The sequence below is a fragment of the Acidiplasma cupricumulans genome (genome assembly GCF_001402935.1).
Taxonomy (GTDB): domain Archaea; phylum Thermoplasmatota; class Thermoplasmata; order Thermoplasmatales; family Thermoplasmataceae; genus Acidiplasma; species Acidiplasma aeolicum.
Map to the genome: position 1 here is coordinate 1 of NZ_LKBH01000125.1, position 22,455 is coordinate 22,455.

General features: G+C 36.7%; 36 protein-coding genes and 1 tRNA gene. 5 read left to right on the forward strand and 32 right to left on the reverse strand.

The window, feature by feature from the left end; translation table 11 throughout:
• Positions 1-75: 75 nt before the first annotated feature.
• Genes AOG55_RS03640 through purF form a run of 3 tightly spaced genes read left to right on the forward strand, consistent with a single transcriptional unit; the run spans position 76 to position 1,838 of the window.
• Positions 76-327 carry an LSM domain-containing protein gene (locus AOG55_RS03640; protein WP_048101852.1) on the forward strand — a complete coding sequence of 84 codons (252 nt, stop codon included), beginning with the start codon at positions 76-78 and terminating at the stop codon, positions 325-327.
• A gap of 1 nt (position 328) precedes the next feature.
• A complete protein-coding gene (locus AOG55_RS09115) occupies positions 329-493 on the forward strand; it encodes a 50S ribosomal protein L37e (RefSeq protein WP_048101744.1) in 165 nt (54 codons plus the stop codon).
• Positions 441-1,838: an amidophosphoribosyltransferase gene (gene purF / locus AOG55_RS03645; RefSeq protein WP_048101745.1), complete on the forward strand. Its 1,398-nt coding sequence runs from the start codon at positions 441-443 to the stop codon at positions 1,836-1,838. The genes AOG55_RS09115 and purF overlap by 53 nt, the downstream gene beginning before the upstream one ends.
• Here the strand turns inward: purF and AOG55_RS03650 are convergent.
• From AOG55_RS03650 to AOG55_RS03795, 31 genes are all read right to left on the reverse strand, one after another.
• Entirely contained in the window at positions 1,835-2,542 is a 708-nt protein-coding gene (locus AOG55_RS03650; RefSeq protein WP_052656779.1) for a hypothetical protein, read from the reverse strand. The genes purF and AOG55_RS03650 overlap by 4 nt on opposite strands.
• Positions 2,439-3,488 (reverse strand): RNA-guided pseudouridylation complex pseudouridine synthase subunit Cbf5, encoded by a 1,050-nt coding sequence (locus AOG55_RS03655; RefSeq protein WP_048101746.1) that lies wholly within the window; start codon positions 3,486-3,488, stop codon positions 2,439-2,441. The genes AOG55_RS03650 and AOG55_RS03655 overlap by 104 nt, the downstream gene beginning before the upstream one ends.
• A gap of 43 nt (positions 3,489-3,531) precedes the next feature.
• Positions 3,532-4,050 carry a (d)CMP kinase gene (gene cmk, locus AOG55_RS03660; protein WP_048101747.1) on the reverse strand — a complete coding sequence of 173 codons (519 nt, stop codon included), beginning with the start codon at positions 4,048-4,050 and terminating at the stop codon, positions 3,532-3,534.
• Positions 4,047-4,730 carry a DUF106 domain-containing protein gene (locus AOG55_RS03665; protein WP_048101748.1) on the reverse strand — a complete coding sequence of 228 codons (684 nt, stop codon included), beginning with the start codon at positions 4,728-4,730 and terminating at the stop codon, positions 4,047-4,049. The genes cmk and AOG55_RS03665 overlap by 4 nt, the downstream gene beginning before the upstream one ends.
• 2 nt (positions 4,731-4,732) lie before the next feature.
• On the reverse strand, positions 4,733-5,275 hold the full coding sequence (locus AOG55_RS03670) for an adenylate kinase (protein ID WP_048101749.1): 543 nt from the start codon (positions 5,273-5,275) through the stop codon (positions 4,733-4,735).
• A complete protein-coding gene (secY, locus tag AOG55_RS03675; RefSeq protein ID WP_048101750.1) occupies positions 5,276-7,033 on the reverse strand; it encodes a preprotein translocase subunit SecY in 1,758 nt (585 codons plus the stop codon).
• Positions 7,011-7,433 (reverse strand): uL15m family ribosomal protein, encoded by a 423-nt coding sequence (locus AOG55_RS03680; RefSeq protein WP_048101751.1) that lies wholly within the window; start codon positions 7,431-7,433, stop codon positions 7,011-7,013. The genes secY and AOG55_RS03680 overlap by 23 nt, the downstream gene beginning before the upstream one ends.
• A complete protein-coding gene (locus AOG55_RS03685; protein ID WP_048101752.1) occupies positions 7,414-7,908 on the reverse strand; it encodes a 50S ribosomal protein L30 in 495 nt (164 codons plus the stop codon). Before AOG55_RS03685 ends, AOG55_RS03680 begins: the two co-directional genes overlap by 20 nt.
• Positions 7,886-8,551 (reverse strand): 30S ribosomal protein S5, encoded by a 666-nt coding sequence (locus tag AOG55_RS03690; protein ID WP_048101753.1) that lies wholly within the window; start codon positions 8,549-8,551, stop codon positions 7,886-7,888. The genes AOG55_RS03685 and AOG55_RS03690 overlap by 23 nt, the downstream gene beginning before the upstream one ends.
• Positions 8,552-8,553: 2 nt before the next feature.
• On the reverse strand, positions 8,554-9,027 hold the full coding sequence (locus AOG55_RS03695) for a 50S ribosomal protein L18 (protein ID WP_048101754.1): 474 nt from the start codon (positions 9,025-9,027) through the stop codon (positions 8,554-8,556).
• Positions 9,005-9,481, reverse strand: a complete 477-nt coding sequence (locus AOG55_RS03700) for a 50S ribosomal protein L19e (protein ID WP_048101755.1) — start codon at positions 9,479-9,481, stop codon at positions 9,005-9,007. Before AOG55_RS03700 ends, AOG55_RS03695 begins: the two co-directional genes overlap by 23 nt.
• A complete protein-coding gene (locus tag AOG55_RS03705) occupies positions 9,478-9,882 on the reverse strand; it encodes a 50S ribosomal protein L32e (RefSeq protein WP_048101756.1) in 405 nt (134 codons plus the stop codon). Before AOG55_RS03705 ends, AOG55_RS03700 begins: the two co-directional genes overlap by 4 nt.
• Entirely contained in the window at positions 9,872-10,420 is a 549-nt protein-coding gene (locus tag AOG55_RS03710; protein ID WP_055040913.1) for a 50S ribosomal protein L6, read from the reverse strand. The genes AOG55_RS03705 and AOG55_RS03710 overlap by 11 nt, the downstream gene beginning before the upstream one ends.
• Positions 10,421-10,437: 17 nt before the next feature.
• Positions 10,438-10,827: a 30S ribosomal protein S8 gene (locus AOG55_RS03715; RefSeq protein ID WP_048101757.1), complete on the reverse strand. Its 390-nt coding sequence runs from the start codon at positions 10,825-10,827 to the stop codon at positions 10,438-10,440.
• 12 nt (positions 10,828-10,839) lie between these two features.
• A complete protein-coding gene (locus AOG55_RS09120; protein ID WP_048101758.1) occupies positions 10,840-11,001 on the reverse strand; it encodes a 30S ribosomal protein S14 in 162 nt (53 codons plus the stop codon).
• Between the two features lie 6 nt (positions 11,002-11,007).
• Positions 11,008-11,538: a 50S ribosomal protein L5 gene (locus AOG55_RS03720; protein ID WP_156318741.1), complete on the reverse strand. Its 531-nt coding sequence runs from the start codon at positions 11,536-11,538 to the stop codon at positions 11,008-11,010.
• A complete protein-coding gene (locus AOG55_RS03725; protein ID WP_048101856.1) occupies positions 11,528-12,244 on the reverse strand; it encodes a 30S ribosomal protein S4e in 717 nt (238 codons plus the stop codon). The genes AOG55_RS03720 and AOG55_RS03725 overlap by 11 nt, the downstream gene beginning before the upstream one ends.
• Positions 12,234-12,710, reverse strand: a complete 477-nt coding sequence (gene rplX / locus AOG55_RS03730; protein ID WP_048101759.1) for a 50S ribosomal protein L24 — start codon at positions 12,708-12,710, stop codon at positions 12,234-12,236. The genes AOG55_RS03725 and rplX overlap by 11 nt, the downstream gene beginning before the upstream one ends.
• A gap of 9 nt (positions 12,711-12,719) precedes the next feature.
• On the reverse strand, positions 12,720-13,118 hold the full coding sequence (gene rpl14p / locus AOG55_RS09565; protein WP_048101760.1) for a 50S ribosomal protein L14: 399 nt from the start codon (positions 13,116-13,118) through the stop codon (positions 12,720-12,722).
• Positions 13,119-13,439, reverse strand: a complete 321-nt coding sequence (locus AOG55_RS09570; protein ID WP_048101761.1) for a 30S ribosomal protein S17 — start codon at positions 13,437-13,439, stop codon at positions 13,119-13,121.
• A gap of 1 nt (position 13,440) precedes the next feature.
• Positions 13,441-13,734, reverse strand: coding sequence for a ribonuclease P protein component 1 (locus AOG55_RS03745; protein WP_048101762.1), 294 nt, complete (start codon positions 13,732-13,734; stop codon positions 13,441-13,443).
• Positions 13,731-14,030: a translation initiation factor gene (gene yciH, locus AOG55_RS03750; protein WP_048101763.1), complete on the reverse strand. Its 300-nt coding sequence runs from the start codon at positions 14,028-14,030 to the stop codon at positions 13,731-13,733. Before yciH ends, AOG55_RS03745 begins: the two co-directional genes overlap by 4 nt.
• Positions 14,027-14,224 (reverse strand): 50S ribosomal protein L29, encoded by a 198-nt coding sequence (gene rpmC, locus AOG55_RS03755; protein WP_048101764.1) that lies wholly within the window; start codon positions 14,222-14,224, stop codon positions 14,027-14,029. The genes yciH and rpmC overlap by 4 nt, the downstream gene beginning before the upstream one ends.
• Positions 14,208-14,864 (reverse strand): 30S ribosomal protein S3, encoded by a 657-nt coding sequence (locus AOG55_RS03760; protein WP_048101765.1) that lies wholly within the window; start codon positions 14,862-14,864, stop codon positions 14,208-14,210. The genes rpmC and AOG55_RS03760 overlap by 17 nt, the downstream gene beginning before the upstream one ends.
• Entirely contained in the window at positions 14,861-15,310 is a 450-nt protein-coding gene (locus AOG55_RS03765) for a 50S ribosomal protein L22 (RefSeq protein WP_048101766.1), read from the reverse strand. Before AOG55_RS03765 ends, AOG55_RS03760 begins: the two co-directional genes overlap by 4 nt.
• A 4-nt stretch (positions 15,311-15,314) precedes the next feature.
• Complete coding sequence (locus tag AOG55_RS03770) at positions 15,315-15,770, reverse strand: 30S ribosomal protein S19 (protein WP_048101767.1); 456 nt, start codon at positions 15,768-15,770, stop codon at positions 15,315-15,317.
• Positions 15,764-16,462, reverse strand: a complete 699-nt coding sequence (locus tag AOG55_RS03775; RefSeq protein ID WP_048101768.1) for a 50S ribosomal protein L2 — start codon at positions 16,460-16,462, stop codon at positions 15,764-15,766. The genes AOG55_RS03770 and AOG55_RS03775 overlap by 7 nt, the downstream gene beginning before the upstream one ends.
• A gap of 11 nt (positions 16,463-16,473) precedes the next feature.
• Complete coding sequence (locus tag AOG55_RS03780; protein ID WP_048101769.1) at positions 16,474-16,722, reverse strand: 50S ribosomal protein L23; 249 nt, start codon at positions 16,720-16,722, stop codon at positions 16,474-16,476.
• Positions 16,722-17,492, reverse strand: coding sequence for a 50S ribosomal protein L4 (rpl4p, locus tag AOG55_RS03785; RefSeq protein WP_055040912.1), 771 nt, complete (start codon positions 17,490-17,492; stop codon positions 16,722-16,724). Before rpl4p ends, AOG55_RS03780 begins: the two co-directional genes overlap by 1 nt.
• 2 nt (positions 17,493-17,494) lie before the next feature.
• Entirely contained in the window at positions 17,495-18,487 is a 993-nt protein-coding gene (gene rpl3p, locus AOG55_RS03790) for a 50S ribosomal protein L3 (RefSeq protein WP_048101771.1), read from the reverse strand.
• 228 nt (positions 18,488-18,715) lie between these two features.
• Positions 18,716-20,620, reverse strand: a complete 1,905-nt coding sequence (locus AOG55_RS03795; RefSeq protein WP_048101772.1) for a glycoside hydrolase family 15 protein — start codon at positions 20,618-20,620, stop codon at positions 18,716-18,718.
• A 107-nt stretch (positions 20,621-20,727) separates the two neighbouring features.
• Here AOG55_RS03795 and AOG55_RS03800 point away from each other — a divergent pair.
• Positions 20,728-20,801 (forward strand) — tRNA-Lys (locus AOG55_RS03800).
• A gap of 178 nt (positions 20,802-20,979) precedes the next feature.
• Positions 20,980-22,143 (forward strand): DNA recombination protein RmuC, encoded by a 1,164-nt coding sequence (locus tag AOG55_RS03805; protein WP_048101773.1) that lies wholly within the window; start codon positions 20,980-20,982, stop codon positions 22,141-22,143.
• Here AOG55_RS03805 and AOG55_RS03810 read toward each other — a convergent pair.
• A complete protein-coding gene (locus tag AOG55_RS03810; RefSeq protein ID WP_048101774.1) occupies positions 22,131-22,415 on the reverse strand; it encodes a DUF357 domain-containing protein in 285 nt (94 codons plus the stop codon). The genes AOG55_RS03805 and AOG55_RS03810 overlap by 13 nt on opposite strands.
• Between the last annotated feature and the right edge of the window lie 40 nt (positions 22,416-22,455).

A 22,455-nucleotide genomic window follows, 5' to 3' on the forward strand; every position in this document is an offset into this window, starting at 1 on the left:
ATTATATAAGTTTCATAAAAGTTATTATATCATTTCTATATTACGTTGTAATTAATAATTTGGATGGTGAAAATAATGGCAAATAATAAACCAGGATTCATTGCGAGACCCATGGATACATTAAAAAATTCACTTGAGAAAAACATTATGATAGATGTTAAGGGATCCAGAAGCTATTCAGGGATACTTGAAGGGTATGATATATACATGAACTTGGTACTTAAAAATGTATCAGAAACAATTAATGGAGAGAATAAGGGTGTGTTTGATAAGATGCTTTTAAGAGGTGACAATATAATATTTATATCACCATCAGGAGGAGATTAAAATGAGCAATGGTACAGCAGCAATGGGAAAAATGAATAATAAAAAAATGCACATACGTTGCAGAAGGTGCGGCCATAACAGTTATAATATAAGGCAAAAAAGGTGTTCCTACTGTGGATTCCCATCACCCAGAATCAGACACTACAACTGGGCAAAAGCCAAGTGAAGAATGTGCCGTGGTTGGATACTACGGTAATAATGCCTTTATAAATATTTTGTTTGGATTAAAGGCCCTTCAGCATAGAGGCCAGGAAAGTTCAGGAATGGCCACCTATGATGGAAGTATACATATAAACAAGGGCATGGGACTTGTATCAGAGGTTTTTAAATCGTCGTCTTTGCCTGGTAATATAGGAATAGGCCATAACAGGTATTCTACCTCAGGTTCCAAGGGAATTGAAAATGCTGGTCCTTTTGTTATTTCCAGTTCTCTTGGTTATATAGGGATATCACACAATGGTGAGATAACCAATGCACATGATCTCAGGGAGGAACTTAAAAAAAATGGATATATATTCACAAGCTCCAGCGATACTGAGGTAATGCTCATTTTAATGGCCAGTGAGATAAATAAATATGGAATATATGATGGAATTAAAAAGGCCATGTTTAAACTTAAAGGTTCATATGCAGCGGCCATACTAATTAATAATACATTATATGCTTTAAGAGACCCCAGGGGATACAGGCCTTTGGTAATAGGAAAGAATTCTGATGGCATCATGATAGCCTCAGAGAGCGCTGCAATAGACACAGTTTCAGGTGAATTGATACGGGATGTTAAACCAGGTGAGCTTGTTGAGATAAACAATGGTGTAATTAAAAGCATATTTACCATAGAATGGCAGCATTCCCACTGTATGTTTGAGTATGTCTATTTTGCCAGGCCTGATAGCATTATAGATGGCAGGGAGGTTTTTAATGTCAGGTATAATCTGGGGAAAATACTTGCAATAGAAGAACCTGCAGTGGCTGATGTTGTAATACCTGTACCTGATTCTGGAAGGTCGCAGGCCCTGGGATATGCAGTGCAGCTTGGAATACCGTACAGTGAGGGGCTGATCAAGAATAGATATTCTGATAGAACCTTTATCATGCCTGATCAGCAAAGCAGGTATAATGCAATAAAATTAAAACTTAACCCCATAAAATCAGAGATATCAGGTAAGGATATTGTTCTTATAGATGATAGTATTGTTCGTGGAAATACAATGAAATTCATTATTAGCCTGCTTAAAAAGGATGGCGCGGGAAAAATTCATGTAAGGATAGGGTCACCTCCAATTATTGCACCCTGCTATTTTGGTGTGGATATGAAAACTAAGGATGAATTTATTGCAAACGAAAAGACAGTGGAGAACATTAAAAATGAGATAGGTGCGGATTCACTGGGGTATCTCTCAATAAACGGGCTTAAAAAGGCCATAGGCATATCAAATCTGTGTACTGGCTGCCTGACAGGCAGATATCCTGAGGAAATCCCACCGTTTGCAAAGCCAAATTATACCTAATTTTTCATTTTTTCAAGTATATAATCCCTCATGGATTGCACGTCTCCTGACCTCCCAAAATAATCCATTTTTATGGTTATGGCCATCTTATTGGCAATTATTCTTGCTATCTTTCCACGCTTTTTTACCGGAAGTGAGGAAAGGCCGGGATAATTAAAAAGTATGCCATATTTTGGTGATGGTGACCCTGTACGCATATGCTTAAAAAATGACTTTTCAGCACCCAGAATTTGTAATGTACTTGCAGGGTACTTTACAAGATTTTTTAAACCACCACTTTTCCAGAGAAATTCCAGGCATAAATCATACCCTATTAATTTTACTGTATTTGGCATGTAATTGTTTAATTTTGAATAAAGATAATCGCTTATTTTCTCCCTGAACTGGCATAACTCAATGCCCATATTTGCTATTAGCCGGTCTATATCATTTACATCGGAATTTAATAATTTATTAAAATATGCACATGGATCGTTACCGTAGTTTATGTCCATAATCATATAAATTGACAGTAATTTTTCAAGATATAAATTTATAATCTCATCAAGTTCCCTTTTAACCGAATATATTTTTATAATGTACTGGTCTCCTGAGAATTCCTCATTTATTCTTTCCTTTTCGTAAGAAAGAATTATTTCCCTTAAATCCGGTATGGTTTCTGATGGGTTTTTTTCCGTTTCCGGTATTATTCCGCTCCTTAGCATGTTCAGTATTTTTATGTAATCTTTTTCCAGGTTTATAAACCGGTATATTTTTCCGTTCCTCACCACGCCGTACCACATTATCTTTTCCACCGTTATCACTCTCCACAAGAAGCCCATCTATGTCAACAGCCTTTAGGTCATTAAGTGTATCCACAAGCATTGTTCCATAGGCTATTAATTCATTTTCCTCTGAATACACTGCCACCCTGTCCCCCTTTCTGGGGTTCCCCAGCACAGTTTTAATGCCGGGTGGGAATATATCTGATCCCTTAAGAATGTTCTTAATGGCACTCTTTTTAATTATAATTTTTGGTGTGTTCTTAAAAATAAAGTCCATACCTATAATCATATTATTAAGGTATTCGGGCTTACCAAGTTTTGACAAAATAACAGCATCACTCAAATCCTGCAGGGTGTGTGCCATATTCTCTGTGAAATCTCCAGTCGATAACCGCCTTAAATCTGCCATCTGTCCGCCTGGGCCTGCAACATAACCTATATCAGTGCATAATGTTCTTATGTAAGTACCGGATTCACATTTCACCTTAAATAAAACAAGCTTATCCTTTATTTCAAGTACATCCAATGAATATATTTCCCTTATCCTTAATTCCCTGCTTACGGCCGACCTTACTGGTGGAAGCTGGTATATCTTTCCAGTAAATTGGGAGAATACTGATCTTATATCTTTTTCTTGAAGTTCTTTATAAAATCTCATAACTGCAACATATTCCTTTGGCCTTTCATGCACTATGTCAATTAGCTTTGTGGCCTTGCCCAGGGCCATGACAAGAACCCCAGAAACATTTGGATCAAGAGTGCCTATATGGCCAACCTTTTTTTCACCGGTAATATCCCTTACCCACGAATCCACCTGATGGCTTGTTGGACCTGCCGGTTTATCTAGTACAATGAATCCATTTATACTGTTTTCAATATTTTCCATAAGTTACAGCTTTATTGAGATTATGCACTTAATATTTTCCATGTTATCTATTGATAATAGAATAAATATAATTAACAATATCCTCCGGCCGGTACAGTTCTGTTTTAATTATATAATCATAATATATGTAATTTCGATAATCAATACCATAAAATGTCATATATCTTCTTAATTCAGACCTCTCACGGCATATTATTGATGATCTCCCGGCATTATTATCGCGTGAATATATCCTTGATATACGTGTCTCTTCATCAGCCTCCAGAAAAATTCTTAAGGCATCTATATTATTATGTTTTGAAAGATATCCACACAACCTTGATTCTATTATTATATTGTCATTTTCCCTCATAAAATTAAGAATTGAATTGTCCTCCTCCATATCTATATTTTTATTTTCCTCTGCGTATTTGCTAAACTCAATCAGGCTCATGTGGTACTCTTCAGCCTTCTTTCTAAAAAAATAACCACCAGAATAAAATCTATAATTTAATTTATCTGCCAGTAATTTTCCAACCGTTGTTTTACCTGATCCTGATTCACCACTTATTGTAACTATCATAGTGAAGAGGCTTCCTCCTCCTCAATTTTCTTTATTTTGTATGTAAAATCAACATATTTCATGATCATTGTTACAAAATAACCGACAGCCAAGTTTCCAAGTGTATAAAGGGCCATCCATAATGGTATTATATAAACCTTTGTGGTTACTATGTTAAGATCAAAATCCCATGGCATTGCAACAACCTGATAATTTAATGTCAGTATGAATACATAAAGCCAGATAAAGATCAAAAAGAAAAAAACCTCTGTAACAAATAGAGGTTTCATTGTATTCATTGATATTGCAGCCTGATCCATCTGTCTCTCCATGGACATTTTTTGCAGTTTCTGAACCTTTACCCTGTCACCATCACGCATCGCCTGTCTCATCGCCTGCTGATATGCCCTGCTGACAGTTTGTGCCTTACCCATTTTAATCCAGTCAGTGAAAAAATACCTTGGTATCGATGATATTAAACCTAATATAATACCTGTAAGCATTATGGTTAAGATAGGGTACTGATAATGAAATCCAAGTATTGGCATAAATACCTTGTTCATATCGTATCCTATGGGATTCCTTATTGCTGGATCGCTAATAATAAATATTAACCCAAGACCAGCAAACATGAATATAAACTCTATCATCAAAAACTTTTGCATCTGCTGCTGGGCTGCGGGTTTATTTGCCTGTTGCATTTTTATAACCTCCTCAAAATATTTTCTGCTGCTTCCTCTGGATGATTTTCTGGATTATATATAAAGTTAACTGTGGCACCTGAATAAACAGAATAGGCAACGGCATAATACCTGTTTATTTCCTGATGTTCTTTTATATCTTTTTCTGTGTCATTATCCCTAATCCTTGTGGGGTCATTCAATCTATGAGTTAGTATTTTATCAGGGTCCGCCTCAATTAGAAAATATGATGATATATTTAGCTCCTTAAGAACCCATTCAGGAAGTCCTGGAAGATATCCTGATGGTGATTTAATTGACATATGTGTGTCGATAATTATATTATCCATCTTTCCAAGTTCAATGGCCGCATTTCTCTGAAGTTCTATCTGGGCCTTTATGTCCAGCTTCCTCATTTCATCCCTGTTATTAATTTGATACATTGTTCTTGCAGTTTCAAACATTATTGTGCCAAAGTTCTTAACACTATAATCGGATCTCTGCGAAACCAGATCGATAACAGTGGACTTGCCAACCCCCGGAATACCAGAAACTATTACCCTCATTTATCCACCAATGAAAAACTGTCTTATCATGGGATGCATTTCCATTAACTGCTCCCTTCCCATTGCCTCGTAGAACTGAATTACTATACCAACAGCAAGTAAAAGGCCGGTACCACTGGTGTCACCAACGGTTCCTATTAAATCTGCACCACCGGCCAGCAAACCAACTATGGCGCCGCTAAATATTGTGATTGCAGGTATGTACTTGCTTAAAACCTTTTCCATTACCCTCGGATCCCTTCTAAAACCAGGTATCTGCATGCCGCTTGACCTTATCTGCCTGGCAACGGCACCTGCACCCATGTTTGTAGTTTCTATCCAGAATTTAGCGAATAAAATACTGAAACCAACGAGAAATGCCATAAATACAATGACGTGTATAACCTCCTCTATTGGTGTGTGCCCTAACAGTACATTCTGGGAAACTTTTGGTTCGAGTATAGGGAACAGCCAGTCCGATAGCCCATTTGGTGTGTATAAGTAGTATGCTAGACCGCTGGTTGGGGTTGTGTTTGATATTCCCAATGCGGTTACCTGTGTTGCTGATGGATAGCCACCAAGAAGTTTATTATGACCAAGTATGGGTATCTTGCTTAGCACAGGACTGCTCCAGAATAATAATGTCCACATTGATATATTGGCCAGAAGTGCTGTGGCAAGTATGACCGGTATATTTGATGCGTATAATAATTGAAGCGGGTACCTTCCCCTTGCACCCCTTACCCTTTCATGTGATATTGGCAATTCTATTTTGCTGCTCTGGAAATATGCAACAATAAAGAATATTAACAGGGTGCCGACTAATGCTATCATGGGATTTGGCTGCGCAAATAGTATCTGCTCCATGCCGGTATTTGTTAAACTGGCCGGACTGTTTAAAAATAGGTATATTGCCTTGGGTATTGCACCTGCAGGTGGGTTGCTTACCGATAATGGGGCTGTAATTGTGGATGGCACCCAGTTAAATGTACCTGTAAATAATTGTTGTGATACACCTGCAGCGATGAATAATGAAATACCTGAACCTATACCATATTTGGAAACAACCTCATCCATTAAAAATACAAGGTATGATCCAAAGAAAAGCTGCAAAACTATAATTGACTGTGCAAGAAATTCTCCATAGCCAGGAGCAGCCGCATTAAGGTTTGAAACAAGAGAGGCATCCGGAACCAGGAAACCAAAGGCCTGGGGTATTGCCTCAACAAATATCATGATAATAACAAGCAGCTTTTGAACACCCTGATAAATGGCCTTATCCTCGGCATTTGTAAGGTCTAAATTGAAAATCTTGGCCCCGGCAAATAACTGCATAACAATACTTGCAGTAACTATGGGGCCAATACCTAAATCCATTAATGATCCTGAAGCACCTGCGAATATTGCCCTAAAAGATGCAAATACATCTATTGTATCCTTTGTATTTAAACCATATATGTAAACATTTGTTAAAACAAAATAAAGCAGGACAATCAGGACTGTCCATAACATCTTATACTTGAATTCCACATGCCCGGATGGCTTTTTTATTGCAGGAAGTTTTGCAGTTAGGTTTTCCAGACCGTATAACCTGCTTTTCTTTGGCCCTGTATAGCTTAACAAAAGATATGCTATATAGAAAACGGGTGCAACAAGAATTCCTGCAATTGCCAGTTTAAGGCCAGTGTAATGATCAAAATAATAAAAAATTACAAGTAGTATTGCAAATACGAATATAACTGGAATGGCAGCCCCTTTATTCCTGTGAATCTCTGTCATTTTCTATCGTAATACCGTAATTGGAAAGCTTATTAATAGCCTTTTCGGTTGCATTGTCTATAATTATTTTCGACTTAATGTTAAAATTACCGGTACCAAGGAGCTTTGTATATCCTGCTGATTTTAAATCTATTACATCATCATTGACATACCCATCTGCCTTAAGATCATCATAGATATTCATCAGCTGATTTAATGTAATTGAATTTTCATATTTTTGTGCATGTGAGTGAAAACCATGAACACCATAATGATTTCTATCGTTCTTAAGGAGCCAGATCTTTCTATGGCCACCAAGGCCGGCCATTCCATTTCCTCCTTTCTTACCCTTGCCTCTACCGGCTTTCATTCCTCGGCCGTAATGGCCACCTCTTAGCTTTTTAGTTCTCGTTCTGACCATTTAAATCAACCCCAGATACAATCATTCTTTTAATTAATTCATTAATATTTTTCCCGCGATAACCTGCAGATCCGCCCTGTTTATACTGCTTCTGTATTGCCTCATATCCACCTTTGGGAGGATTAAGCCTTATTACAGGAATTATATCATTAGATTTATTTAATTTAACTTTTCCTGATATAATTGCATCAGCAAGATCCCTATATGATGAGAATCCCATGGCCTTAAGATGCTCATCGTCTATTTTTTTCCTGCCTCTCAGTAATATACGGTTTTCAAGTAATAATTCAAGTGTATCTGCATCAACCTCTCCCCATGTTAGATAATCTTTGGCTATTTGAAGCATGCCCTTAATGCTTGGCGTCTCATCATAAACTACCATATGATTAATGCTGTGAAGGTTCAAAAGTTCTAATGTTTTTTCTATACCTGGTTTTATTCCTGTGCTTCCTCTAATCCTTATTATTGCTATCATTTCCTATACCCCCTACATAAATTGGCGTTGAAAGCGTAATCTTTGGATTTATTTTCATAGATACCGTTTTCTTTAACGCATCAAAAGTGGCAAGCGCATAATTGACTGTTGTTTTTGTATGGCCTGATGCAAATCCCCATGCATCTTCTATTCCTGCCATTTTAAGTATAACCTTTGCCACATCACCTACAGCAAGACCAACTCCCTGTGGCGCAGGCTTCAATTTTACTGTAACCGATCCGGATTTTCCAACAATGTAAAATGGTAATGAGTGTGGCCTTCCGCAACCACATTCCCATGAGCCACATCCCCTTTTTATTTCTATTATATTGGTTTTTGCATTGTTTATTGCCTTCCTTATGGCAGGTGCAGCCTCCTTTGCCTTTCCCATGCCAATACCAACATAACCATTGCCATTGCCGACAACAGCTGTTATGGAATAATTCATTCTCCTACCGGAATCGGTCATTCTCTGAGCCCTTTCAATATTTATAATTTCATCCTTAAGATCAGGAACAAGATAGTCAACTATCTGGTATTCCTTCAATGGTAATTTAGTATGAAGTGCCTCACCTATTGTATTGATCTGGCCGTTTGCCACAAGTCTTCCTAGTTCTGTTTTTGGAACCCATTCCTCATCCATATTTATACACCCTTATTTTTATATTCTTCAAGATTTATTGCATTTTTTAAATGTCCACCGTTTAATCTTTCTTCAGATGGAAACACTGATTCATCAGCAGGTATGTCAATACCGGCGTCTATCATACCCTTCAATGCTGCGGCAAAACGCCCACCATGCATGAACTTATACCTGCCGGTATCCAGAACGGCCTCGCTTATATCCTTCTGCTTTGCCATTTTACCTGCTAGATAACCGCCAAGGTAATACATCTGAATGTTATTTCCCTTAAGATTGTATATCTTTTTTAGTGTTTTATCTGTAACTGTAAGTAAAATTCTGTCCCCGTCTGGGGAATAATCTGTAAACTGTATTGTAAAGCCCTTATTGCTCGGCCTTACAACAGCCCTGGTTGCCCCGGCCTTCAGAAGTTTGTATCTTTTATAATAATCTGTAATTCCTTCCTTTCTTCTCTTAAGAACTGGTATTGTTTTCATTTTTATCACCTGCCATATTTGATGAAGATTTTAGATGTGAAACCAGCTGGGCCCTTGAGGTAAAAGTTCCGCTTTTGATTATTCTATAATATCTGCGGTATACTTTTTGATCTATTTTGTTTTCAGCCTTTAAGGTTCTTAATTCTGATCTAAGAGCCCTTATTAATGTGATCCATCTTCTTTTACGTGGATATCTAGCATATTTTGTTCCTCTAACGGAACCTGGTCCTCTTCTCCTTCCCTTTTGAAGCTGGGAAATCCTCTTCTTTAACCTGTAATTTGAATTGCCTTTTTTATTTTTTTTCTGTATTATATGAAGGTCTATAAGCTTTCTAACATCATCCCTTGATGTTGTATCAAGCACCTTATCAAGGTTATTTGTATCCACCCATACCCTTGATTTTCCAACCTTGAGTTCCTCAGCAGCTATAGCCTTAACGCTTTCCATTTTCATCTTACCACCTTATTGAACACATGAATTCCAAGGTTTTCAGCCTCGCTTTCTATTTCAATCCTTTTCTTATATCCAACGGCTGATGCCACCCTTGCACCTTCAAGATCCGGATTAAGTTTTTTAAGTTCAGCAACGTTATGGACAAGAACTTCCTTAAATCCTGAGGGGTGCAGACCACGCACTATTTTTGGCGTTCTGTATCCTGGTTTTACTACAGGAGGACGGTAACCAACATGGTTTGCCATCTTTGAATGCTTGCCTCTTGGCCTTCTCCATGAATCACCAAGCTTCTTATATCTGAACCATTCCTGCCTGTGGAATTCAACACGCCTTCTGTTATCCTCATTCTTCTTCTTCAATAATCTCTTTTGTTCCTTAGATAGTGCGGGTTTATAACTCATCAGGATTCACCCCCTTTAATAAATAAATGCCGTCCTGAAATACTCTTGAATCAAAGTGCTTAATGTATGTTGCCTTTTCTATGTTGGCTGCAGTATCACCAATGTCGCGTTTGTCTATGCCCTCAATTATTACCCTGTCACCCTTGACTGAAACTTTGCAGTTTTTAAGAATTTTTGCTATTCTTGGGGCCTTTCCACCAAGGAAATTCTCAACATACAGGCTATCACCACGTACTGAGACCCTCATTGGGAAGTGTGTGAAATCTATTTTCATTTCATATTTATAGCCTTTTGTGACACCCTCAAACATTGCATTGGTTTCAGACACCCATGTTCCAACTATGCCCTTTATGAACTTGTTTTCCTTGCTTGCCTCAATAATTACATTATTTTCTGATATTGATACCCTTACATATTTATCCCTAAAGTTTCTGGATGTTTCCCCAAGCTTACCCTTAACCTTAAGGATAGTTCCATCCATTGAAACCTGAACGTCTCCAGGAATTTTTATTCTTGATTTTTCTTCCCACTTTATCATTTTAAACACCATTTATTTTAATAAACATAGGCCATTAGTTTCCCACCAATACCATATTTTCTGGCCTCAAGATGGCTCATAATGCCCTTCGTGGTTGTAAGTATTATAATACCAAAGTCCTGGGCTGGGAGGTATCTTGCCTCGTATTTTTCTATATTGGATTTTTTTACAGATAATCTGGGCTTTATTACACCACAGTTATTTATTGTGTCGCTTAAAACCACCTTAAATTTTCCTCCTCTTTCTTCATCCACCACCTCAAAGCTTTTTATATAGTTATAATCCTGCATAACCTTTAGCACACGTCCTATGACTACCGATGCTGGTGATAGATATATTTCATTCTTTCCTATTCTTGAAGCCATTTTTATTGAATTTATTACATCATTTAATGGATCACTTTTCATATTAATATCACCTCAGCTGTATTTTCTAAATCCAATTTTCCCTGCAGTTTCCCTAAAGCACTGCCTGCACATATTGATTCCATATCTTCTTACAATACCGCGTTTTCTGCCACACCTCACACAGCCGTTTACATGCCCGAAATTTTTCTTTGGTTGAAGCTTTATTTGACTCATTTATGTTCACCTCACTATTTTTACATTAAAATTATCCTCTAAAAATTTCATGGACTCTTCCTTGGTTATTCTTATTTTATTGGGTATGTGCTTTGGATTTATTCTTCTTTTTGATATTCTGTATCCTCCGAGCCTTCTAAAAACTATTGCTATATCCATGCCAAATATACCTATATCGGGATCATATTTCATTCCCTTAAAATCTGTATAATCTGTTATTCCAAAATATGCATTACCCTGCCTATCAAATGAATATACGGGTATTTTATAATCCTTGGCATAAAATGCTTCCTTTAAAAACTTGTATGCATCATCTTTTCTTAATGTTACCTTGGCACCAATACTAAGTCCCTTTCTTATATTGAAATCCCTTATTGTTTTTTCTGCCTTGGTAAACACTGGTTTGTGGTGTGTTAACAGTTCTATAACCTTTGCAGCTTTATTTAGGTGCTCTCCAGCAGCCCCAACACCGATATTTATAACGACCTTGTCTATAACAATTGTACTCATGGGGTTTGTTTTCTGTTCACTCATCATATGCCATCACCTCGTTTTCTGGTATTTTAAATGTGTATTTTGGATTGCCAATAACAAACACATAGTTTTTAACGGTTGTAAATCCCTCATTGAAATGCACAAAATTGCTTCCGGAGGATTTATTAACCTCAACAGATTTTATTGTGCCTATTTCGCCAACATGTGATCCACCGATAATAAACGCTTTATTGCCAGGTATTAATCTCATAACCTCCTGTATCTCAACCTTTGGCATTTTTACAAGTACAACATCATATGTATTTAGGTCATTTTTATCCGTTATTATTGAAAAGCCATTATGGAACCCTATCTGATATTTATCCTTGCCAATTACTGTTTTTGTTTTTACCTGCAATAGTTTCATTCCCTTATTTTCCTCGGGGTTTTTTGTAATTATTATTTTACCCTTCTTATCATAAAGTACGAGAAAATCCTGATTTATGGTCTTAATGGATATTGTATCCATGAATCCAACCGGAAATCTCCTATCCTTTACAACCTTGTTGTCTACCATTACATCTCCATTTGCGAGTATTCTTGTTATTTCCCTTTCCTTGTCACCAAGCTTCAGATAATCTCTTAAGGCAATTAATAATGGTAGTGCGTCTTCCTTTTTATGGGTACCCGGAGATGGTGTAACAGACCAGAAATGGGTTTTTCTGGGTATTTTTAATCTATTTGAGGCCATCATTATTTTAGTTTTCATTATTATCACCATTTTCTTTTATTACATCTTTATTATTTTCATCATTAATTTCCTCTTCACTACCTTCATCTTCTGCCGTTTTTTCTGACTCTCCGCCTTCTGTTACAGTCTCTGTGGTTTCCTCCTGTTTAATTTCTTCCGGTTCTGGAGGTGGCAAATTCCTAGCGGCAGTTATCTCTCTAAGTTTGGCCTGTCTGTCTGTCCTTGATAGATCAAGCCTTGTTATCTGCAGATTGCTATGATCCACATAGTATGCAACCTGCTTACCGTCTGCCTTCGCTATTGTTATGCCCTCAATTGATATCTTCTTATTTTTATGGTTAACATCAATTACCTTGCCACCCTCGCCTTTTCTTGACCCTGATATTATGGTTACAACATCACCCTTAGAAATTGGGAAACGCCTTATCCCATATTTTTTCCTTAAATCTTTACTTAATGATACATTTATTTTATTGTTTATCATAATTTTACCTCACACTATTGTTGAAGCTATAGCAGCAATCCTGGGCCACCTTTCAGCAGCCTCCCTTGCTACAGGTCCCTTTATCTCAGAGCCCCTAACCTCGCCATCAGGGGTAACAAGAACAACAGCATTATCCTCAAACTGTATAAGGTTACCATCTGCACGGCGGTATGGGCGTTTCTGCCTTACCACAACTGCATATACAACCTTGGCTCGCATTTCTGGTGTGCCCTTCTTAACACTAGCTATTAATAAATCTCCAACACCGGCTGCAGGTATTCTTCTTGCGACTGTATGAAGTGCCTTTACACCTATAAGGCTAACCAATTTTGCACCGGTATTGTCCGCACATGGGATAACAGCACCCAGTGGTAAACCTCTTGCTTCATTCCCAGATATACCCTTCATTTAATCCACCTTTTCTATTACAACGAAACTAATGGTTTTTGCAAGCTTTCTGCATTCAGCAATTTTTACTTTATCACCGGGCTTTACATCGATGCAATCCGGCAGATGTGCATGATATTTGGAGAATTTCGTTGCATACCTCTCATACTTTTTTATAAGCTCCTTGGATTCCTTTCTGACAACTATGCTCTTATTCATTTTATTGGATACAACAGTACCTACTATTATCTGCCCTCTTACTGTCAAATGCCCGTGAAATGGACAGTTAACGTCAGTGCATTCCTTCTCCGGCAGTTTAACATCAATGCCTATGTTTTTCATCTTAATCATTTCTCCTTAATTTTTTAAATATCTTCTTTTTTTCTTTTGTCCTATCTTCAGGCTTCATTATTATTAATGAACCTTCCAGATCATACGGATTTCCTGATATCCATATTCGAAATTTTGAATATGCCTTAGGTACGACCTTTTGTTTGCCTGAATGATCTATAATCAATGTATTCTTTGTTTCATCAACCACATATCCATGCAGGCCAATGTTGTTGTTATTTGATGAGGATATGACTTCTATATAGTTTCCGATGAATTCCTGAAGATATATATCATTATTTATCATACTAATTGAACCTTAAATCCCATATTTTCTAGTTCTTTTTTAATGGTTTCCCTATGGTCTCCCTGAAGTTCTATAGATTTACCGTCCTTAACTGTTCCTCCGGAGGCAGCCTTCTTCTTTAATACCTTGGCAATATCGTTGAGGTTTTCGGATTTTGGGTCTATTCCCTCAATAACAGTAACTGTTTTTCCGTACCGTCTTTTATCTACACTTATTCTAACTACCTCATTATTCCTGTTAAAGCCCTCCCATGGCTGCAGCTCCTTCGGCATCCCGGTAAAATCTTTATCTTTCATTCTTCTTTTTCCTCCATTATTGTTAACACTCTGGCTATCTGCCTCCTTATGGATCTCATCTTGCCAGGGCTTGATGGGGCACCACCCATTGCAACAGATGCCCTTTCCCTTAGCAATGAATCCTTAAGGGATTTGAGTTTTTGATTTAACTCCTCATTGCTCATGGATCTTAAATCCTTACTCTTCAGTTCCATTATCCTCCACCTCATTATTTTCAGGCGATTCATTTACAGGCTGTACAGGGTTTTGTTTAATGCCAATCTCATCAGGAAGCCTGTAATCAGATTTTAACAGTTTTACATATACGCCTATGACACCAGTTTTAAGCATTGCAACTGAGAAGCCGCCATCAACTCCTGCCCTTGCAGGCTCCCCGGAGTATTTAATTTCTCCATACATAAACTTCTGCGTTCTTGCCCTTTCGCCTGATATTTTACCGCCGATCCTTATTAATACGCCACGTGCATGCTGATCTATAACGCGCCTTAATGTTGTATTCCCTGCCTTTCTGTAATTCCAGCCTTTCTCAAGAGATAGGGCTATCTTCTTTGATATAATCTGTGGATTTAAATCTGGATTATCCACCTCCTTTACCTCTATCTGTGGGGACTCAAGTTTATATTTTTTCTCCAGCTCCTCCGTCATGTCCTTTATCTTGGTTCCATGCCGGCCTATAACAAGCCCAGGCCTGTTTACATACAGCGTTATGTTTGTACCAAATGGTGTTCTCTTCATTTCCATGCCACCAAAGCCGGCGCTATCATTTTCCCTTCTTAGGTATTCACTAACAAGTAGCTTTCTTATATTGTCACTGACAAATTTTTTCTCTTTCATTGCTGACCCTCCTCAGTTACAACAACATCAACGTTAATAAGCTCCTTGTAAAATGCGCCTGCCCTTCCATAGGCCTTTGGGGTGTATTTTTTTATTACCCTGCCCTTTGATGCAGCTATGGAATATATTAAAAGATTTTCTGAAAGACCCTTAAATTCAGCATTTGCTGACACATCGTTAAGCAGCCTTTTGAAGGCCTTGGCAGCCTTAACCGGATATCTGCCGGGTCCGATGCCCTTTCTATGTGATACGGAGTCAAGATACCTAAAATAGGGTACAGGTACCTTTTTTTCTATAACACCATCAAGTATATTTTTTGCGGATTCTAGTTTTTTGCCCTTTAAGAAATGTGCTATGTTAACTGCATCCTTAAGTGAGATGTCTTCTTCCTTAAGTCTTGCAAGCGCATATTTTTCCGGTAAATTTTTTATGCTGTATCCTCTCATAATATCACTTCAGTGGAAGGAACTTCGATGACCTTGTGGCACCAACACCTGGACCAGAATGCTTTACCTCCTTCCTTGTAGGGGCAAACTCTCCAAGGTAATGGCCGATCATTTCTCCCTTAATATCAAACTTCAAATAGCTATGACCATTATATAGTTCTATGGTTTTTCCCACGAACTGTGGCAGTATGATTATATCCCTTACATGTGTTTTTATATCCTGCTTATCACTGAGCAGATCTTCAAATAACTTCTTTTGTTCGTGATTCATTTCTCTGCTGTATGATCTTCTTGCCCTAGCAGGAAGTAGCGGTAAAAGCTCATCCAGTTCCATACCCTGAAGCTCCTCAAGTGTATGGCCACGGTAAAGGAATTCCTTTGCCCTCCCTGTTATGGCCTTCTGCGCCTTTCGTGATCTTCTCTTAATTGATTTTACAGATGCCTGTTTTCTAACTACCATGATTTATTCCTCCTTTTAGGTGATAATCTTCCAACCTTTGCTCCTGGTGGTGCACCACGACCTACAGTGCTTGGGCCGCCGACATGCTGATGATTACCTCCACCATGTGGATGATTTACAGCATTCATTGCAACACCTCTAACTGTATATGGCTTCTTTGCCTTGCTCTGCAGATATTTAATGTGGGTTCCGGCCTTTAATATAGGTATATCACGTGCCCCAGAACCGGCAACAACACCAACTGTGGCACGGCATCCCGGATTAAACTCTTTAATTCTGCCAGATGGAAGCTTTACCGAAACACTTTCCCCATGGCTTATAACAAGTCCATAGGATCCGGCAGTTCTACAGAATTTCCCCCCATCCCCTGGCCTGCTCTCTATATTAAATACAAGGGCACCGTCATCTATTTTTGAAAGAAAATTTGTGGAACCAACGGATGTTGATTCAGCATTACCAACCGTAATTTCCTGACCCACATATGCTCCGTTGAATGCAAGCATATATTTTTTTTCATTATTTTCATTTTTTAATACAAGTACAGGTGCATTTCTGCCCGGTGCCTGTATTATATCCTCAATTTTATAATTACCATCGCCTAAATGTTTAATTTCGGAAACGTGCCTGAAGCTAGGGCTACGGTAAGTAAGTGACCCGTGCCCCCTTCTCTGTGCAATTATATGTTTTCCCATTTATTTTCACCTCAGAATATTCCTATTCTCCCCCCTATTTCTTCAGCAGAAAAGTCATCGGTTAATTTAACTATGGCTTTTTTGCCCTTCTTTGTTATCATAATATTTATAGATTTAACCTTAACATTGAATCTTTCCTCTACCTCTTTTTTAATCTGATCCTTTTTACCTCTACGGTCAACAAGAAATGTAAGTTTATTTTCCTTTTCCATCATCAACGTAGTTTTTTCTGTAATTATAGGAGTAATTATATAATCCATTAATAAACACCTCTTAACTGCTCAATTACATTTTCGGTATAAACTGTAAGCCTGCCGGGGTTGCCTCCTGGGGCAAGTTTCCTTATGCTAAGGCTGTTTATTGTGGCAACATCAACGCCCGGCAAGCCTGCAAATGCCCTAAGTTTTTCCTGTGATGACCCAACAACAAGAACACTTTTTGGATGTTTATATGGCCTGTTCCTCATTTTTCCCCTTCCTGGCCTTATCTTAACACCGTTTTTTGCCCTAATAACATCATCCAGAAGACCAAGATTTTGTAGGAATTTCATAGCATCCTTGGCCTTATTTATTGATTCAATGTCATTATCAACCACTATTGGAAATGTTAGATTTGATGTTGTATCCTCATCAAGCCTGTGCCCTCTCTTTATTATATGTTCCTTACTGGCAGTTAATGCTATTGCACTTAATCTTGCATATTTTAATTCTTTGCTATTAATTTTCTTATATAAGACCTTATCACTTCTGGGTGAGTGGGCACTCCTACCACCAACCATGCTTGCCAGAAGTACTCCACGTGAACCGCCAGCGATTCTTGGTATTCTTGATATTCCATGGTTTGGGCCCAGATTATGGCCAACTCTGCGTGTTCCCGCAGCCGGGCTAGACCCATATGGCTGCCGTAATGATAAGGTAATGGCTTTAAATGCTTTATGTATAAGGTCTTCCCTGGGCATAATTTCGAATACAGTAGGCAAATCTATCTGTTTTTCGACCTCACCATCAATATTATATACATTAACCTTCAAGTTTAATCACCCTGTTTTGATTCCTTTGATATATAGGTTATATCTATATTTTCAACATTTGGCCTTGTCTGTCTTGCCGGGTCTCTTAGTTTAATTAACCTTTTGGCTGGTCCGGATATTGAACCATAAAGCAGGACATAATCATTTTTAACCAGGCCATAATTAAGAAAACCTCCTTTAACGTTTATATCATCAACATGATCTTTTGTATCAACTTTAACAACCCTTATATTATGAAGTGTTCTCTGATGAAATCCAACCTGGCCTGCCTGGGGAACAGTATTCCTGACCCAGTCTGGATGCCATGGACCAAGTGTACCAATCATCCTTCTATGCTTTCTGTTTTTCCTTGGAAGAAGTTTGACTCCAAATCTCTTTACAACGCCCTGGAATCCTTTTCCTTTTGTTACAGATATAACATCAATAAACGAGCCGGCAGATGCAAAATCACTGAATATTAATTCCTTTCCAAGTTTTTCCTTTGCAAGCTTTATTCTATCTTCTATTGTTGAACCACCTATCCTTATCTCAAATATTTCTGGGGTTTTTGAGGGTATGCTTGGAACCATTTTTGGATTTGTATGGACTATTAATCTTACATCTGCAACGTCCTTAATCTCAACCTTTAATTCCTTTTTATTTTTAATTTCTGGTATTCTCCTAAATACAGATTTATCTATATTTTCTGCACGTTCCTCTGCAAATACCTGCAGACCATTGTCTCCTTCCTCATAATAACGAATGGCTATTACATTAAGCGGAGGGACCTCAACAACGGTGACAGGAGCCATTATTGTCTTACCTGCTGTAACGCTATTTTTTCTATAGTCTGTCATCTGTATATGTGTCATTCCAACTTTATAGCCAGCGAATGCCTGAATTTTCGCCTTACCCTCAATTTCAGGCCAAGAGCGAATATCAGCCCCAATTTTTTTAGCGCGTACCCTGGGATAGTACGCCATTGATCCCCTACGGGAATGATGCGGAGTTGCCATCTTTTATCACCAACCGTTACACCTGCCATATCAGAAAGAACTTCTGATAAACCGGGATGCATAAATGCATTGCCCAAATGTGTATGGTTTTTTTAAGGTTATTAATTTAATATTTATTAACTTTGTTATATTGAATTACATTTGATTTAGATATCACACGTTCTATTGTTTTATAATATGAAATTTTACTTCAAATATTTTATTTTAAATAAAAACAATTGTAAATTTTTATTTTTGATTTATGGCATTTTTATAATTAATTAATGTAATTACAAACTGTGCATGTGACCATGTTAATGGGGATACTGAAAGAGGCTGACCTGTTATAGGGTCTATTTGCTCAGACAATATACCTGAGGCCTCACTATGATTCACAACCCATGAAATTAAATCTCTGGCCTTATCAAAATTTTTGATCTTGATATAGTAGTCCGCAAGCCATAGCGTCGTAATGATCCATGGATTTCCTGGAATATCATATCTGTTATCCCGTCTCTGATAAAAATCTTTTTCATATCTTGCCAGGCCACCTGTGTCAGGAACCCATAATCTGGAGACAATATTATTAACAGTTGATTTTATTGTCGGATCGTCTGGGGGCAGCACATCAAGGTTTATAAGTGATAGGACCGAGGAATCTGGAGTAAAGTCAATCTTCCCATTATTCATTGTTCTGCCATAATAACCAGTTAGATCAGAATAAAATGTTGACTTAAATGTCTTTAGCATTAAATCAGCCTTATCCATATATTTTTTTGAGAGATCTATGTCATTGAATATCTGTGCAAAAGCTGAGGCATATTTAAGTGCAGAATACACGGTGGCCACGGTATATGTGTTAATTCCGAATCTTTCTTCCCACAAATCAAAAGATTCCCTGGGAAGACCGTTTTCGTATGTAAATTCATATAGAAAATCTGCTATTTTTTTTATCAATTTTTCATAAAGATAAGATATATATTCTATATCCTTATAAACGGAATAATAATAATAAATGGCTATGATGACAAGGGCGGATTCATCCTCCTGTATTGGTAGTATTCTTTTTCCATTCATGTAATATGGAAGCCAGCTACTTGCTATTTTACCATCAGGATTGTATTTATGATAAAAATAACCATCATCTGATATTGTGGATATACAAAAATCAAAAAATAATTTTGCAGGGTCTCCGTGATCAGACATAATCATTGAAATAGCTGCATATGCCGCGTCTCTAGGCCATGAATAGTAATATGAGTCCATATTGCTTCTAAGGATTTCGCTATCGCTTGATGCCAGAACCGCGCCCTTATCATTAATATGTGACCTTATGATAAATAACGATTTTTTAAACATTTCATTCAATGAATTGTCAAGGTTAACCTGAAATTTTGACACCCATAATTCCCAAAAATTTTCAGTTCTCTTAAGCATTCTTTCCAGGTTCTCAACAGTTATCTCCTTTGATGTTTCAAGAAGTGATTTTAAATCTCTGGCTGCCAGTATATAATAATACAGTTCAAATGATGCTTTTGGGTCTATGGAAATTGTATGCCTAATTATTGAATCAACGGATCCGGTTGCAATTGTATTCATTGCAAGTTCACCATCCTCTGCATCCTTCCATGTACCTGCCAAACCATTAAAATCCTTTATTCCCACGGAATATTGATCAAAGGAGGTATTACCATCCAGGGTGGATATCATAAAATATCTCCTTCCCTTGTAATGTATTATAGAATTGTTGTATGGGTAATAAAAAGCTGTATCACCAATATTATTTCCGTATATTGAAAAATTCTGGTGGAAAAATAATTTAATTTTTTTAATCGTATCAGTTGTATTCAAAATCTTAACCTTTCTTACAAAGATATCCTCATAGATATCAACAAAATTTTGATCCTCAAAATATACGTCTGAAATTTTATATTTTGCAATTCCAATCATTGTATGATCAAAATAATCTTTGGAAATAAGGAAATTTTTGTTCATCCAGACAAAATTATTATCCACTGAAATACCATATTTAAACGGCCTACCACCACTATGATTCTCAGCCATTTCTCTTGAAAAATATATATCCGTAAGATTATAATCATTATTAAAGCTAACAAGCAATTTTCCATTGCCAATTGGTATATACCTTACCATTTACGGGTTATATTCAATACTAATATTAAAAGTTATTATTTTAAATGTATTAAACAGAGGATTATAATTATTAAAAGTTAAAATACTATTTTGTTATACATAGGTGTGGGTCCGTAGCTCAGCTAGGTAGAGCGATGGACTCTTAATCCATCGGTCAAGGGTTCAAATCCCTTCGGACCCGCTTAAATTTATAGCGTGATTTAAAAATTAATATTTTTATAAGGCAGATTATATATTTTATTTAATTAATTTTCTAAATTATAATTTTAAGTATATCATGCTTAACTATTTAATAAATTTACAGTATTTGTTGGACTAGGTATGACAAAGATTAAATTATTATATTAAATCCTATAACCATGCTAAATATAAATCTTCAGTGGTTTCTTTCAGGCATGGGTGCCGGTATTATTTCAGGCATTTTAATTTATTACGTTATTTCCAGAAAAACTATGAATTCAATGCTTGAAAAACTTAATATGAATTTTAAGGATGTCATTAATAAATATATAAATGATCAGAACAGTAATTTAATTAATACTGGTTCAATGGTATTTAAAAACGCCATTGAAACTGAAAGGCAGGAAAATGAGAAAAATCTTTTAAAAATAAGCAGTATAATTGAGCCATTAAAAGAATCTTTAAAGAGCTATAATGAATATTTAGAAAGTGCAGAAAAAAGCAGAAAAATGGAACTTGGGTCACTTAATAACAATATTGAAAATTTATATAAAAAGATAAACTCCCTTGAAACAGATACGAATAAGCTTGTATATGCATTAAAAAATCCATCCATAAGGGGGAAATGGGGAGAAATAACTTTAAGGAGGATAGTTGAAATGGCCGGAATGTCTCCCTACTGTGATTTTTCAGAACAAACAGCATCTAATGACAGTGAGGCAAAACCAGATATGATAATAAGAATGCCAAATAATAGGCGGGTAATAATAGATTCCAAAGTTCCAATGACAGGATATTTTGAGTACTTAGAAAATCCAGAAAATAAGGATCAACTGACCAGGTATGTATCCGCCTTTAATAACCACGTTAGAGAGCTTTCAAATAAAAAATACTGGGAAAAATTCAATAATTCTGTAGATTTTGTTATAATGTTTATACCTTTGGAATCACTTCTTGGTATAATAATGGAAAATTCAAGCAGTATAATAGAGGATGCTATATCAAAAAAGGTTATCATTGCAACACCCATAACCCTAATATCACTTTTATTAACAATACATATGGGATGGAGGGATGTTAACACATACAATAATTTTAATTCGCTTATTGCTGATGTAAAGGAATTTTATAAACAGCTGGATGATTTTACAGGTGCATTGAATGATTTATCAAGAAACATAAATAAAACTGTTGAATCCTTTAATAAGGCATCAAAATATTTAAATTCAAGACTTGAGCCTGTAATTGAAAAACTAATAAAAACAGAGATACCCAAAGAAGATAAAAACCTTAATATATATAGCGTTGAAAATAATGCTGATGAGGTTAATCATCTAAACTGAGTAAATAACCGGTAGTCCGGACCACCTGTAAATATTCCCAGCCTAATCCCGGAATCAAGCCAGCCATATGAATAATTCAATGCTGCAAAAGCATTAATTAAATCATTTTTTTCATAAAAATATCGTGCATCGTTGTAATAATTTTTTACCATTTCAAGGTGATCCGATGCTATTTGGTATAAATGCGACTCCTTTGGAACTGATATTTTGACCTTTTTTAGGGCCTCTTCCTCAATAGCAAAATATTTTTTAACACGATTTTCTAACTCCATGACCTTTAATCCAATAGAAAGTATTATTTTTTCTTATATA

What these genes read in the sequence shown, in the direction of transcription:
- AOG55_RS03640 (WP_048101852.1), top strand. Translation starts at nt 76, where the DNA reads ATGGCAAATAATAAACCAGGATTCATTGCGAGACCCATGGATACATTA.
- AOG55_RS09115 (WP_048101744.1), top strand. Translation starts at nt 329, where the DNA reads ATGAGCAATGGTACAGCAGCAATGGGAAAAATGAATAATAAAAAAATG.
- AOG55_RS03650 (WP_052656779.1), bottom strand. Translation starts at nt 2,542, where the DNA reads ATGCTAAGGAGCGGAATAATACCGGAAACGGAAAAAAACCCATCAGAA.
- AOG55_RS03655 (WP_048101746.1), bottom strand. Translation starts at nt 3,488, where the DNA reads ATGGAAAATATTGAAAACAGTATAAATGGATTCATTGTACTAGATAAA.
- cmk (WP_048101747.1), bottom strand. Translation starts at nt 4,050, where the DNA reads ATGATAGTTACAATAAGTGGTGAATCAGGATCAGGTAAAACAACGGTT.
- AOG55_RS03665 (WP_048101748.1), bottom strand. Translation starts at nt 4,730, where the DNA reads ATGCAACAGGCAAATAAACCCGCAGCCCAGCAGCAGATGCAAAAGTTT.
- AOG55_RS03670 (WP_048101749.1), bottom strand. Translation starts at nt 5,275, where the DNA reads ATGAGGGTAATAGTTTCTGGTATTCCGGGGGTTGGCAAGTCCACTGTT.
- secY (WP_048101750.1), bottom strand. Translation starts at nt 7,033, where the DNA reads ATGACAGAGATTCACAGGAATAAAGGGGCTGCCATTCCAGTTATATTC.
- AOG55_RS03680 (WP_048101751.1), bottom strand. Translation starts at nt 7,433, where the DNA reads ATGGTCAGAACGAGAACTAAAAAGCTAAGAGGTGGCCATTACGGCCGA.
- AOG55_RS03685 (WP_048101752.1), bottom strand. Translation starts at nt 7,908, where the DNA reads ATGATAGCAATAATAAGGATTAGAGGAAGCACAGGAATAAAACCAGGT.
- AOG55_RS03690 (WP_048101753.1), bottom strand. Translation starts at nt 8,551, where the DNA reads ATGGATGAGGAATGGGTTCCAAAAACAGAACTAGGAAGACTTGTGGCA.
- AOG55_RS03695 (WP_048101754.1), bottom strand. Translation starts at nt 9,027, where the DNA reads ATGAAAACAATACCAGTTCTTAAGAGAAGAAAGGAAGGAATTACAGAT.
- AOG55_RS03700 (WP_048101755.1), bottom strand. Translation starts at nt 9,481, where the DNA reads ATGAAAATGGAAAGCGTTAAGGCTATAGCTGCTGAGGAACTCAAGGTT.
- AOG55_RS03705 (WP_048101756.1), bottom strand. Translation starts at nt 9,882, where the DNA reads ATGAGTTATAAACCCGCACTATCTAAGGAACAAAAGAGATTATTGAAG.
- AOG55_RS03710 (WP_055040913.1), bottom strand. Translation starts at nt 10,420, where the DNA reads ATGATAAAGTGGGAAGAAAAATCAAGAATAAAAATTCCTGGAGACGTT.
- AOG55_RS03715 (WP_048101757.1), bottom strand. Translation starts at nt 10,827, where the DNA reads ATGAAAAGTGATCCATTAAATGATGTAATAAATTCAATAAAAATGGCT.
- AOG55_RS09120 (WP_048101758.1), bottom strand. Translation starts at nt 11,001, where the DNA reads ATGAGTCAAATAAAGCTTCAACCAAAGAAAAATTTCGGGCATGTAAAC.
- AOG55_RS03720 (WP_156318741.1), bottom strand. Translation starts at nt 11,538, where the DNA reads ATGATGAGTGAACAGAAAACAAACCCCATGAGTACAATTGTTATAGAC.
- AOG55_RS03725 (WP_048101856.1), bottom strand. Translation starts at nt 12,244, where the DNA reads ATGAAAACTAAAATAATGATGGCCTCAAATAGATTAAAAATACCCAGA.
- rplX (WP_048101759.1), bottom strand. Translation starts at nt 12,710, where the DNA reads ATGATAAACAATAAAATAAATGTATCATTAAGTAAAGATTTAAGGAAA.
- rpl14p (WP_048101760.1), bottom strand. Translation starts at nt 13,118, where the DNA reads ATGAAGGGTATATCTGGGAATGAAGCAAGAGGTTTACCACTGGGTGCT.
- AOG55_RS09570 (WP_048101761.1), bottom strand. Translation starts at nt 13,439, where the DNA reads ATGAAAAACATAGGCATTGATGTTAAACTGCCGGAGAAGGAATGCACT.
- AOG55_RS03745 (WP_048101762.1), bottom strand. Translation starts at nt 13,734, where the DNA reads ATGATAAATAATGATATATATCTTCAGGAATTCATCGGAAACTATATA.
- yciH (WP_048101763.1), bottom strand. Translation starts at nt 14,030, where the DNA reads ATGAAAGATAAAGATTTTACCGGGATGCCGAAGGAGCTGCAGCCATGG.
- rpmC (WP_048101764.1), bottom strand. Translation starts at nt 14,224, where the DNA reads ATGGAACTGAAGAGTAAGGATTTAAGATCCATGAGCAATGAGGAGTTA.
- AOG55_RS03760 (WP_048101765.1), bottom strand. Translation starts at nt 14,864, where the DNA reads ATGAAAGAGAAAAAATTTGTCAGTGACAATATAAGAAAGCTACTTGTT.
- AOG55_RS03765 (WP_048101766.1), bottom strand. Translation starts at nt 15,310, where the DNA reads ATGAGAGGATACAGCATAAAAAATTTACCGGAAAAATATGCGCTTGCA.
- AOG55_RS03770 (WP_048101767.1), bottom strand. Translation starts at nt 15,770, where the DNA reads ATGGTAGTTAGAAAACAGGCATCTGTAAAATCAATTAAGAGAAGATCA.
- AOG55_RS03775 (WP_048101768.1), bottom strand. Translation starts at nt 16,462, where the DNA reads ATGGGAAAACATATAATTGCACAGAGAAGGGGGCACGGGTCACTTACT.
- AOG55_RS03780 (WP_048101769.1), bottom strand. Translation starts at nt 16,722, where the DNA reads ATGGATTATATAATTACTCCTATAATTACAGAAAAAACTACGTTGATG.
- rpl3p (WP_048101771.1), bottom strand. Translation starts at nt 18,487, where the DNA reads ATGGCAACTCCGCATCATTCCCGTAGGGGATCAATGGCGTACTATCCC.
- AOG55_RS03795 (WP_048101772.1), bottom strand. Translation starts at nt 20,620, where the DNA reads ATGGTAAGGTATATACCAATTGGCAATGGAAAATTGCTTGTTAGCTTT.
- AOG55_RS03805 (WP_048101773.1), top strand. Translation starts at nt 20,980, where the DNA reads ATGCTAAATATAAATCTTCAGTGGTTTCTTTCAGGCATGGGTGCCGGT.
- AOG55_RS03810 (WP_048101774.1), bottom strand. Translation starts at nt 22,415, where the DNA reads ATGGAGTTAGAAAATCGTGTTAAAAAATATTTTGCTATTGAGGAAGAG.